Raw genomic sequence first — 12,568 nt, 5'->3', positions numbered from 1 at the left:
CCGTTTCCCATGATGAAGGAGGGAGTCACATGGAGGAGAAGAAATTCATCCTCACAATCAGCCGTCGGTACGGCTGCGGCGGACGGGAACTTGCGAACATTCTCGCCGAGAAGCTGGGCGTTCATCTCTACGATCGCCAGATCGTCCACCTCGCGGCGGCAAAGCTCGGCATCAACGATCTGCATGAGAAGGAACTGCTCGAGCTTGAGAACACGGTGAAGCCGCTTGCATCGCGCTTCATTCCGTTCCACTCGTTCGGCATGGCGATGGGCGAGTCCAGTCAGGGGATGTTCATGGCGGAGTCAAACGTTGTGCGGAAACTTGCTGATGACGGTCCGTGCATCTTCCTCGGACGCTGCGCGGACTATGCGCTCCGGAAGCGCGACGATGTGTTTTCCATCTTCGTCTGTGCGGACGACGACTACCGTGAGGAGCGCGGACGTACGGTCTACGAGGGCAAGACGCTCAAGGAGATGGATCGCGAGGACGAGAAACGCGCGCGCTACTATGACTACTATACGGGGCGCAAGTGGGGCGACGGCGCACACTATGACCTCGTTGTGAATGCGGGACGTGCGCCGCTCGCGCAGATTGCGGATGGCATCATTGCCTACATCCGCACGGTCAAAGGCTGAGGAGGGCTTCCCATGTCGGACAAAAAGAGCAAGTTCTGGCCGCGCATCGCTTATTCCTGCGGCACCTTCGGACATGATGTGTTCTATGCTATGCTCGGTACGTACTTTATGATCTTTGTCACGAGCAATCTGTTCCACTCCGACAACCATGAGCACGATGCCTATATGATCGGCATTGTGACGACGATCATCCTTGTCCTGCGCGTGGGCGAGCTGTTCCTCGACCCGTTCATCGGCAATACGATCGACAAGACCAAGACACGCTGGGGCAAGTTCAAGCCGTGGGTCATTGTGGGCGCGTTCGTTGCGGCGATCACGCTGGCGATCCTATTTACGGATATGGGCGGGCTGACGGTGTCGAATCCGATGCTCTACCTCGTCCTCTTTGCAGTCCTCTACCTCATCATGGATGTGTTCTACTCGGCAAAGGACGTTGCCATCTGGTCGATGATCCCTGCGCTCTCGTTCGACTCGCGCGAGCGTGAGGTGACGGCGACCTATGCACGTATTGGTTCGGTGTTCGGCGGTCAGCTGGTCACGGCGATCGTCATGCCCGTCGTGCTCTACTTCTCGCTGAACGAGAACGGCGGTGCGGGTGACTCTGCGGGCTGGTTTGCGTTTGCGGTCATCGGCGGCGGCATCGCAACCCTCGGCGCGATTATCCTCGGCCTTGGGACAAAGGAGGAGGATTCCGCGCTGCGCGAGAACAAGACGGAGACCTCGTTCAAGGACGTGTTCTCGATCCTCATCAAGAATGATCAGCTGCTCTGGGTGGCGATTGCGTATCTTGTTTTTGTTCTTGGGCAGAATGTCATCAATAATTTCAACCTCTATTACTTTATCTATGTGCTCGGCGACGCAAAACAGTTCTCGTTCCTCGGCGTTATCAACGTTATCATCGGCTTGCTCGCCGTGGCTCTCTTCCCGACGCTGACGGAGAAGTTCAGCCGTCGGAGGCTCTTCTTCGGCTCGGTTGCCGTGATGCTCGTTGGCATCGTGCTCTACGCGATGGCGGGCACGAGCGTCCTTATGACCCTCTTTGCCGCAGGTCTCTTTGCTCTGCCGCAGCCGCTGATCTTTCTCGTTGTGCTCATGACGATCACGGATACAGTCGAGTACGGGCAGCTGAAGCTCGGGCATCGTGATGAGGCTCTTGTCCTCTGCGTGCGTCCTCTGGTGGATAAGCTCGCGGGTGCGATTACAAGCGGGCTGATCGGTCTGACTGCGATCTGGGTCGGCATGACGAGCGGCGCGACGGCGGCGACGATCACGCCGGAGAACCTCTTCAACTTCAAGCTCGTCATGTTTGCACTGCCGTTTGTGTTCATCCTGCTTGGGACGATTCTCTATCGTGCGAAGGTGACGCTTACGGAGGCGGAGCATGCACGCATTGTGGAGGAACTGGAAGAAAAATGGGATGAAATGAATAAGTAATCCTGTGGCAGCATTTGTGGAAGCGGTCGGTGTCGGCCGCTTTCTTTGCAGAAATGGAGGTCTTGATATGAGCGGCTTCGATTTTGAGAAACTGAAAGACCCGCAGTATTTTGCGGAGAACCGCCTGCCTGCGCACAGCGACCATATCTTCTATCGTGATGAGGCGGAACTGGCACGCGGCGTATCCTCGTTCTACCGCACGCTCGGCGGCATTTGGCATTTTGCTTATGCGCGGAATACGACACTCATCCCGCAGGGCTTCGAGGCGGCGGATTATGATTGTCACGATTGGGAGACGATCCGTGTGCCGGCGCACATCCAGATGGAGGGGCATGGTGTACCGCATTACACGAACACGACGTATCCATGGGACGGACACGAGAGCATCGCGCCGGGGGAGATTCCGACGCGCAGCAACCCCGTCGGCTGCTATGTAAAGTATTTCAACGTGCCGAAGGACTGGGAAAATGTTTTCATTTCCTTTGCCGGCGTGGACGCGGCACTCGCGCTCTTCCTCAACGGGCATTTCGTCGGCTACAGTGAGGACAGCTGCACCCCTGCGGACTTCGATCTGACACCGTATCTTGTGGCGGGCGAGAACAAGCTGGCGGCGATGGTATTCCGCTATACGAGTGCGAGCTGGCTTGAGGATCAGGACTTCTGGCGCTTCTCGGGAATCTATCGGGATGTCCTTCTCTATACCAAGCCCGCCGTGCACATCGAGGACATCGAAGTCCGTGCAATCCCTGTTCATAACTATGCGGACGGTCAGCTCTCCATTCGTCTCTCGTTCGGCGATGCGGGGGACAAGGGCGTTCTGCTCGATCTCTATGATGCGGACGGCACCGAGGTGCTGCAAGTCAATGAGCATATCGAGGGGGAGGCATACGAGTTTTCGGCGGACATCACGGGGGTTCATCTGTGGAGTGCGGAGGAGCCGTATCTCTACCATGCCGTTCTCTGTGTCTATGATGCGGACGGTCTCCTACAGGAGGTCGTGCGCGTGCGTGTCGGCTTCCGTGAGTTCTGCATGAGGGACGGTCTGATGCAGATCAATGGCAAGCGCATTGTGTTCAAGGGAGTCAACCGCCACGAGTTCGACTGCGACCACGGGCGTGCGATGGACCCCGCGCTCTTTGAGCAGGATCTCATTGCACTCAAACGCGCGAATGTCAACGCGATCCGCACGTCACATTATCCGAACAGCAGCCGTCTCTATGAGCTGTGCGATATTTACGGACTCTATGTCATCGATGAGACGAATCTTGAGACGCACGGCTCGTGGATGAAGAATGGCGCGTGTGCGAAGGACGAGCATACCGTGCCAGGCGATCACGAGGCTTGGCTGCCCGCCGTGCTTGACCGCGCACAGTCGATGTACGAGCGGGACAAGAACCATCCGTGCATCCTCATCTGGTCGTGCGGAAACGAGTCCTGCGGCGGGCGTGACATCTACGAGATGAGCGAATACTTCCGCCGCGTCGATCCGACGCGTCTCGTGCACTACGAGGGGATTTTCTGGGATCGCAGCTATCCCGCAACGAGCGATATGGAAAGCCAGATGTATACGAAGGTGGCGGACATCGAGGCGTTCCTCAAGGAGCACAGGGACAAGCCCTTTATCTGCTGTGAGTATACGCACGCGATGGGCAACAGCTGCGGCGGTATGCACAAGTACACGGAGCTGACGGAGCGCGAGCCACTCTATCAGGGCGGCTTTATCTGGGATTTCGGCGATCAGGCAATTCGTCGGCGCGGGCGGTACGGTGAGGATGTATTTCTCTATGGCGGCGACTTCGGCGACCGTCCGTCGGACTACAACTTCAGCGGCAACGGCACTTTCTTTGCCGACCGTCGAGGGACGGCGAAGTTGCAGGATGTGAAGTTCAACTATCAGAATTTCACGCTGCGCCCTTCGTGGAATGGTGTGGAGATCGAGAACAAGAGCCTCTTTACAAATGCGGACTGCTATGTGCTGCAGCTTGTTCTTGCCGTGGACGGACAGACGGTCTGGCAGCGGCGTATGCCGGCACCCTCCGTACCGCCGGGAGAAACGCGCTGTGTGCCCTGCGCCGTACCCGCATTCGGCAGCGGGGAACACGTCCTGACAGCGTCTCTCGTGCTTGCACGGGAGGAGCGTTGGGCAAACGTGGGGCATGAGGTTGCGTTTGGGCAGACGATTCTGCCGGCATGGACGGGTGACGCACTGCAGATCCGCGATGTCGTTGCGGCGTGTCCTTCCGCACCCGTTTATGCACCGCTCGCGGAGAATGGAAGTCTGCGTGTGGTGCAGGGGGACATCAATCTCGGTGTGCAGGGGGCGGGTTTCTCCCTTATGTTCTCAAGTGCACAGGGCAATCTCGTTTCCTATCGTTATGGCGGGCGGGAGCTGATCGAGGAACTGCCGCAGCCGTCGTTCTGGCGTGCGCCTGTTGACAACGACTACGGCAGCGGACGCATGGCGGATTGTGCGCAGTGGAAGCTTGCGAGTCTCTATCGCCGCTGCACGCGGATTGAGTACAGCGTGGACGGCGCAGCGTCTACGGTGGTGGACGGATTCTTCGGCAGACAGGAGGAACGCCGCGCCAAGAGCGTCACTGTGCGCTTTACCTATGCACTCACAGCGTCTCCTGCAGCAACCTGCAGCGTCACCTATACGGTGGATGTGACGGGGGCGCTCCGCGTTGCACTCGACTATGAGGCTGCAGCGGGGCTGCCCGAGATGCCGGACTTTGCGATGCTCTTTACGCTCTCTGCGGACTATGACCGCATTCGCTTCTATGGGTACGGGCCAAAGGAGAACTACATTGACCGCTGCGAGGGTGCGCGGCTCGGTATCTATGAGAGTACGGCGGCAGACGAGGTTGAGCCGTATCTGCGTCCGCAGGAGACGGGCAATCATCGTGGTGTGCGTTGGATCGAGGTCACGGATCGCAGCGGGCATGGGATTCGCCTTGCGGGCGATGTGCCGTTCGAGGCATCGGCACTTCCGTATAGCCCACATGAACTTGAGAATGCGCGTCATGCATACGATCTGCCGCGTCCGCAGCACACGTATCTACGTGCGTCGGCAGGGATGTGCGGCGTGGGCGGAGACGATAGTTGGGGCGCACCCGTGCTTGCAGAGTATGTGCAGAAAAACGAAACGCGGCATTTGGCGTTTACGCTGAAGGGGATTTGAGGAAAAACAAAAACGCAGGAGTTTTCAAAAAGCTCTTGCGTTTTTTTGCAAAAAGAGATAGAATAGAAAACGGAAAAGAAAACGTTTACTTTCGCTTGGCTACATTTTGATGCTTACCCAAAGATGAACGGAGGATGCAGACGATGGCGATATTGGACGAGATGAACAAAGTGTTTCGAGAGAAGTTCGGTGCGGCGGACACACACGCGTATTTTTCTCCGGGGCGCGTGAATCTCATCGGCGAGCATACGGACTACAACGGCGGACATGTCTTCCCGTGCGCGATCTCGCTCGGTACGTATGCGCTCGTTGCACCGCGCACGGACGGCGTGTCGCGGCTCTACTCGATGAATTTGCCGGAGCAGGGCGTGGTGGAGTTCCCCATGCACGGCGCGGTGAAGACGGATGTCTATGGCTGGGCGAACTACCCCATCGGCGTTGTGCGCATGATGGAGGATGCGGGTCACGCGGCGGCGCACGGCTTTGACATTCTGTTCTACGGCAATCTGCCGAACGGAGCGGGCCTCTCCTCCTCCGCATCCATCGAGGTGCTGATGGCAGTTATCCTGAACGACGAACTCGGGCTTGGCATCGACATGGTGGAACTCGTGAAGCTCGCGCAGAAGGCGGAAAATATCTTTGTCGGCATGAACTGCGGCATCATGGATCAGTTCGCGGTTGGAATGGGGAAGAAGGATTGTGCAATCCTCCTCGACTGCAACACGCTTGCGTACCGCTACAGCAAGCTCGACCTCAAGGGCTGCAGCATCGTCATCACGAATACAAACAAGGCGCACAGCCTCGTCACCTCGGCGTACAACGAGCGTCGGATGCAGAGCGAGGCGGCACTCAAGGCGCTGCAGAAGGTGAAGGCGATCAAGTCACTCGGCGAGCTGACAAACGCAGAGTTCGATGAGAATGCCGCCGTAATCGAGGATGAGGTCGAGCGCAGACGCGCACGCCATGCGGTCTACGAGAACCGCCGCACGCTCGAAGCGGTGGAGGCACTTGAGAAAAACGATGTGAAGCGTTTCGGTGCGCTGATGAACGACTCCCACGTCTCCCTGCGCGACGACTACGAGGTGACGGGGCTGGAGCTGGATACGCTCGCAGAGCTTGCGTGGCAGCAGGAGGGCGTGCTCGGCTCGCGCATGACGGGCGGCGGCTTTGCAGGCTGCACGGTCAGCATTGTGCGCGACGAGGCAATCCCCGCATTCGAGAAGAATGTTGCAGAGGCGTATACGGCGAAGATCGGCTATGCACCGAGCTTCTACGTGGCAAATATTGCGGACGGCGCACGCCGCCTGTAAGGTGAAAGGAGCATACTCATGGCTATCTTGGTTTGCGGCGGTGCGGGCTACATCGGCTCCCATGCGGTGCACGCGCTCGTCGAAAAGGGCGAGCAGGTCGTCATTGTCGATAATCTGCAGACGGGGCATCGCGGCGCATTGAACCCTGCAGCGAAATTTTACGAGGGCGATATTCGTGATGCTGCAGTGCTTGACAAGATTTTCACGGAGAATAAGATCGAGGCGGTCATTCACTTTGCGGCAAATTCGCTTGTCGGCGAGAGCATGGAAAAGCCGCTGCTCTACTTCAACAACAACGTCTACGGAATGCAGGTACTCCTCGAGGCGATGGTGCGGCACGGCGTGGACAAGATTGTCTTCTCCTCGACGGCGGCGACCTACGGCGAGCCGAAGCGCGTGCCGATCCACGAGGACGACGAGACGTGCCCGACGAATACCTACGGCGAGACGAAGCTCACGATGGAGAAGATGATGAAGTGGGTGAGCCGCGCGAACGACGTGCGCTATGTTTCTCTGCGCTATTTCAACGCGGCGGGCGCACTGCCCGATGGCTCGATTGGCGAGGATCACAAGACGGAGACACATCTGATTCCGCTTATCCTGCAAGTGCCGACGGGCAGGCGCGATCATATCACGGTGTTCGGCGACGACTATCCGACGCCGGACGGGACGTGTCTGCGCGACTACATCCATGTGGTCGATCTCGCGGATGCGCATGTGCTTGCGCTCGAATACCTCAGAAAGGGCGGCGCGAGCGATATCTTCAACCTCGGCAACGGGCAGGGCTTCTCGGTGAAGGAGATGATTGCGGCGGCGGAAAAGGCGACGGGACGCTCCATCAAGGTGGAGATCGGCGCACGCCGCGCGGGCGATCCTGCACAGCTCATCGCGTCGAGCGAGAAAGCGCGTACCGTGCTCGGGTGGAAGCCGCAGTTCACGGATGTGGAGCAGGTCATCGGGACGGCGTGGAAGTGGCATGAGAGCCATCCGCACGGGTATGAGGACTAGGGAGGATGCATCATGTGTGACATTCAGCATGAAATCAGCCGTCTCCTGCACTTTGCGCGTCAAAAGGGGCTGATTGCGCCCGAGGACGAGGTCTATGCGGCGAACCGCCTCCTTGATGTGCTGCACGTTGAGGAATATGTGCCCGAAGAGGTGGATGAAACGCTTGAAACGGCAACGCCGATTCTGGAGTGTATGCTCGACTACGCTGCGGAGAAAGGGCTGATCGAGGGGACGACGGACGAGCGCGACCTCTTCGATACGCGCATCATGGACTGTGTGATGCCGCGTCCGTCCGAGGTTGTGAACGAGTTCCACACGCGCTATGAGACATCCCCACGCGAGGCAACGGACTACTACTATGCGCTGAGCATCGCCTCGAACTACATCCGCAAGGCGCGCATCGACAAGAATATCGCGTGGAAAACGGCGACGGAGTTCGGGGATCTCGACGTGACGATCAACCTCTCGAAGCCGGAGAAGGATCCGCGTGACATTGCCAAGGCAAAGCTCGCGAAGGCGGCAGGCTACCCGAAGTGTCTGCTCTGCCGCGAGAACGAGGGCTATGCGGGGCGTGTGAACCATCCCGCACGTGAGACGCATCGTCTCATTCCTCTGGATCTCGCGGGACATCCGTGGTTTTTACAGTATTCCCCCTATACCTACTACAACGAGCACTGCATTGTACTGAACAGCGATCATGTGCCGATGGTGATTTCGCGCGAGACGTTCGAGAATCTTACGGCATTTCTTGAGATCTTCCCGCACTATTTCGCGGGGTCAAATGCAGACCTTCCGATTGTCGGTGGCTCGATCCTCTCGCATGACCACTATCAGGGCGGGCGTTATACATTTGCGATGGAGCGCGCGGCGGTGGAGCAGGAATATCGCTTTGCGAACTATCCACAGGTGCGTGCGGGGCGTGTGAAGTGGCCGATGTCGACGCTGCGGCTCACGTCCTCCGACAAGGGGGCACTTATTGACCTCGCGACGGCGATTCTCACGGCATGGCGCACGTACAGCGATGCCTCCGCGGACATTCTTGCGGAGACGGATGCGCCGCACAATACGATCACGCCGATTGCACGGCGGCGCGGCGCGGACTATGAGTTCGATCTCGTGTTCCGCAACAACCGCACGACGGCGGAGCATCCGCTCGGGCTGTTCCACCCGCACGCGGAGGTGCATCACATCAAGAAGGAGAACATCGGCCTGATCGAAGTGCTGGGGCTGGCGATCCTGCCCGCGCGTCTCAAATCGGAGATGGAGCAGATCCGTGCGGAGCTGCTGCGGGGAACGGCGGACATTGCGGGAATTGCGGACATCGAAAAACATGCGGACTGGTATCGCTCGGTACGTGCGGCGCATCTGTCGGTCACGGAGGGGAATGTCGATGGGATTCTGCGCGACGAGATCGGAAAGGTGTTCCTGGAGGTGCTCACGCACGCGGGGGTGTTCAAGCGTGACGCGGCAGGGATGGCGGCGTTCGACCGCTGGATTGAAAGCATAGCGGGCGTGTAGATGTCTGCGTACTCCTCGCAAACACCTCGTTACGCAAACGGTCGTACACTTATCTGCCTAAATACCTGCGGACTTCTTAAACGCGCTTCGCTTGGACGAAAGAAATCCGCAGGGGGCAGAACGTGTACTTTTCCCGTTTGCTTCACTAGGGTTTGCTTAGGAGTATCGCATGACAATGATACAGGGAGAAGAGAGAATGAAAGCGACGATCGTTGATGTGGCGAAGGCGTCGGGGGTGTCTGTGGCGACGGTTTCGCGCGTCGTGAACGGGAACTATCCCGTGCGTGAAAAGACGCGGCTCAAGGTGGAGAACGCCATCAAGAAACTGGAGTATCTGCCGAATCTGCAGGCACGCGAGCTGAACACGCAGCGTTCTTCGAGCATCGGCGTCGTCGTACCGAGTTTTGACAATATGTTCTTTGCCCAGGTGCTCGACGGCATCGAGGAGTATCTGCGGCAGAGCTCGTACTCTCTGCTCCTCGCGTGTGCGCAGAACGATGCGGCGCGCGAGGAGGAGTGTGTGCGGGACTTCATCACACGCAATGTTTCGGGCGTTATCGTCGTCAGTCCGAATACGGAGACGGCAGTCTCGGAGTTCTACGAGAACACGGCGGCGCGTCTGCCTCTGGTCTTTGTCAACAGTGAGCGCGAACGCGCGGGCATCTCGTATGTGACGAGCGATCAGCGCGGCGGGGCGCGTGCGGCACTCGAGCATCTCTTTCACTATGGGCATGAGCGCATCCTCTTTGTGCAGGGCGAGAACAGTGATTCCTACCGCATCAAGGAGAAGGTCTACCGCGAGATCATGCGGGAGCGCGGGGCGTTCCATCCGGAGGACATTGTAAACGTCGGCGAGGGCAACCGCATCGAGACGGTGGAAAACACCATGTTCATTCTCATGGATATGATGCTCGACCTACAACCGACGGCGATCTTCTGCTGCAACGATCTCATGGCGATGGGGGCGGTCAACGCCTGTCAGCGCATGGGGCGGCGCGTGCCGCAGGACATCTCGGTGATTGGTTACGACAACACGGCACTCAGCCAATATACCGCACCACAGCTCACAACCATCGATCAGAATATGGGCGATCTCGGGCGGGAGGCGGCACGTCTCATGCTGAAGCAGATCGAGGAGAACGTGACGGAGAATGTCGTGCTTGCGAATACCGTGGTTGAGCGTGAGACGACGGGCTTTCGTGTGGAGTAAAACGAACAACCAATCGAAGGGGGATATCCAATGAATATCATCTATCATGAGCGGGGTAAGGTCTTTCATCTCTTCAACGATTCCATCAGCTACATCCTCATGGTGCTGCCCCACGGCGGGCTTGGATCGCTCTACTACGGAAAAGTGCTGCGCGATCGCACGGGCTTTGAGCACCTATTTGAGCGCGTCCATCGCGGCATGTCGGCGTGCGTCTTTGCGGACTGCCGCGACTACTCTCTGGATGCGATTCGGCAGGAGCTGCCGACCTACGGTTCGTCGGATTTCCGCCGTCCCGCGCTGAACGTATTGCAGGAGAACGGCAGCCGCATCCTTGATATGCAGTACACAGCGCATCGTATCGTGGATGGCAAGCCGAAGCTCGCGGGTCTGCCCGCGACCTACGTGGAGTCGGACGATGAGGCAAAGACCCTCATCGTTGAGGTGAAGGATGCGGTCACGGGGCTGCGTGCGGAACTCCTCTATACAATTTTTGCCGAGGGCGGTGCGATTGCGCGCAGTGTGCGCTATAGCAACGATGGGCAGGAAGTGCTGCACCTGCAGAAGGTCATGAGCATGTCGATCGACCTGCCCGATACGGAATACGACTGGATGGAGCTGACGGGGGCGTGGACGCGTGAGCGTCACGTCGAGATCCGTCCGCTTGCAACGGGCATCACGGCAATCGGCAGCCGCCGCGGGCACTCCTCGGGGCAGTACAATCCGTTTGCGGCACTCCTGCGGCGGGGAACGACAGAAACGCAGGGCGAGGTGCTCGCTATGACCCTCGTCTACAGCGGCAATTTCGAGATGCTCGCAGAGGTCGACAACCACGGTGTGACGCGACTGCAGGCAGGCATCCACAGCACGGATTTCGATTGGAAACTTGAACCTGGTGCGGAGTTCCAGACCCCCGAGGCGGTGCTCGTCTGGTCGGATGAGGGGCTGAACGGCATGAGTCAGACCTATCATCGTCTTTATCAAAAACGTCTTGTGCGCGGGCAGTGGCGTGAGAAGGTTCGTCCCATCCTCATCAACAACTGGGAAGCGACGTATTTCGACTTTACGGAGGAGAAGCTGCTCACGATCGCGGACAAGGCGGCAGAGTGCGGCATCGAACTCTTTGTGCTCGACGACGGCTGGTTCGGCGCACGCACGTCCGACTATGCGGGGCTCGGCGATTGGACGGTCAATCGCGACCGTCTGCCGAACGGCATCGACGGACTCGCGGAGAAGATCGAGGCGCGCGGCATGAAGTTCGGCATCTGGGTTGAGCTCGAGATGGTCAACGAGGACTCCGATCTCTATCGTGCTCATCCGGACTGGGTGCTCTCCGTGCCGGGGCGGCGCAAGTCGCTCGGACGCTCGCAGTGCGTGCTCGACTTTTCGCGTAAGGATGTGGTCGACAACATTTATGAACAGATGGAGGCGATTCTCGCGAGCGGCAAGGTCTCCTATGTGAAATGGGATATGAACCGCAGCATCACGGAGTGCTGGTCGCACGCGCTGCCCGCCGACCAGCAGGGCGAGGTGTTCCATCGCTACATTCTCGGACTTTACGATCTCTACGAGCGGTTGACATCGAACTTCCCCCATGTGCTCTTTGAGTCCTGCGCCTCGGGCGGCAACCGCTTCGATCCCGGCATGCTCTACTATGCGCCGCAGACGTGGGCGAGCGACAACTCCGATGCGTCCGAGCGGCAGAAGATCCAGTACGGAACATCCATGTGCTACCCCGTGAGCAGCATGGGCAGCCATGTCTCCGTCGTGCCGAACCATCAGGTCAACCGCATGACGCCGCTGCATACGCGCGCAAATACGGCGTACTTCGGGACGTTTGGCTATGAGCTCGACCTCAACAAGCTGACTGCGGAGGAGATCGCCGAGGTCAAGGAGCAGGTCGTCTTTATGAAGGAGTACCGTGAGATCCTTCAGTTCGGCACATTCTACCGTCTGCAAAGTCCCTTTGAGGGAAATGTAACGGTGTGGATGAGCGTGAGCGCGGACAAAAAGACGGCGATCGTCGGCTGGTACCGCACACTGAACCGTGTGAACTACCGCTTCGAGCGTGTACGTCTTGCGGGGCTCCTGCCGGATATGCTCTACGAGAACAGCCGCAGCGGTGCATGCTGCTACGGTGATGAGCTGATGAACTACGGACTCATTACGACGGACGGTACGGCGGGTGAGCCGAATGCAGAGAACGGACTGACCACAGACTTTGATTCGCGCATCTATGTGCTGAAGGCAGTTGAATAGTTTTTCATAGTGGGAC

General features: G+C 58.5%; 8 protein-coding genes. All 8 read left to right on the top strand.

Translation table 11 applies throughout. The annotated features are described in order from the left end of the window. Positions 1-29 precede the first annotated feature (29 nt). Positions 30-635, top strand: a complete 606-nt coding sequence (locus tag H1B31_RS00260) for a cytidylate kinase-like family protein (RefSeq protein WP_185980429.1) — start codon at positions 30-32, stop codon at positions 633-635. 12 nt (positions 636-647) lie between these two features. Continuing rightward, on the top strand, positions 648-2,069 hold the full coding sequence (locus H1B31_RS00255; RefSeq protein ID WP_006305824.1) for a glycoside-pentoside-hexuronide (GPH):cation symporter: 1,422 nt from the start codon (positions 648-650) through the stop codon (positions 2,067-2,069). Between the two features lie 67 nt (positions 2,070-2,136). Beyond that, positions 2,137-5,250: a beta-galactosidase, LacZ type gene (locus tag H1B31_RS00250; RefSeq protein WP_185980428.1), complete on the top strand. Its 3,114-nt coding sequence runs from the start codon at positions 2,137-2,139 to the stop codon at positions 5,248-5,250. Between the two features lie 143 nt (positions 5,251-5,393). Then, entirely contained in the window at positions 5,394-6,560 is a 1,167-nt protein-coding gene (locus H1B31_RS00245; RefSeq protein WP_185980427.1) for a galactokinase, read from the top strand. An 18-nt stretch (positions 6,561-6,578) separates the two neighbouring features. Next, the gene (gene galE, locus H1B31_RS00240; RefSeq protein ID WP_185980426.1) at positions 6,579-7,568 is read left to right on the top strand and encodes a UDP-glucose 4-epimerase GalE; all 990 of its coding nucleotides are present in this window, start codon (positions 6,579-6,581) and stop codon (positions 7,566-7,568) included. 12 nt (positions 7,569-7,580) lie between these two features. After that, the gene (locus H1B31_RS00235) at positions 7,581-9,086 is read left to right on the top strand and encodes a UDP-glucose--hexose-1-phosphate uridylyltransferase (RefSeq protein ID WP_185980425.1); all 1,506 of its coding nucleotides are present in this window, start codon (positions 7,581-7,583) and stop codon (positions 9,084-9,086) included. A gap of 196 nt (positions 9,087-9,282) precedes the next feature. Beyond that, positions 9,283-10,296 (top strand): LacI family DNA-binding transcriptional regulator, encoded by a 1,014-nt coding sequence (locus H1B31_RS00230; RefSeq protein ID WP_185980424.1) that lies wholly within the window; start codon positions 9,283-9,285, stop codon positions 10,294-10,296. Positions 10,297-10,326: 30 nt separating this feature from the next. Then, entirely contained in the window at positions 10,327-12,552 is a 2,226-nt protein-coding gene (locus H1B31_RS00225) for an alpha-galactosidase (RefSeq protein WP_185980423.1), read from the top strand. Positions 12,553-12,568: the final 16 nt, after the last annotated feature.

The sequence above is a fragment of the Selenomonas timonae genome (assembly GCF_014250475.1).
Classification (GTDB): Bacteria; Bacillota; Negativicutes; order Selenomonadales; family Selenomonadaceae; genus Centipeda; species Centipeda timonae.
The sequence above is the reverse complement of the archived record's forward strand: the minus strand, read 5'-3'. Positions and strand labels throughout refer to the sequence as shown.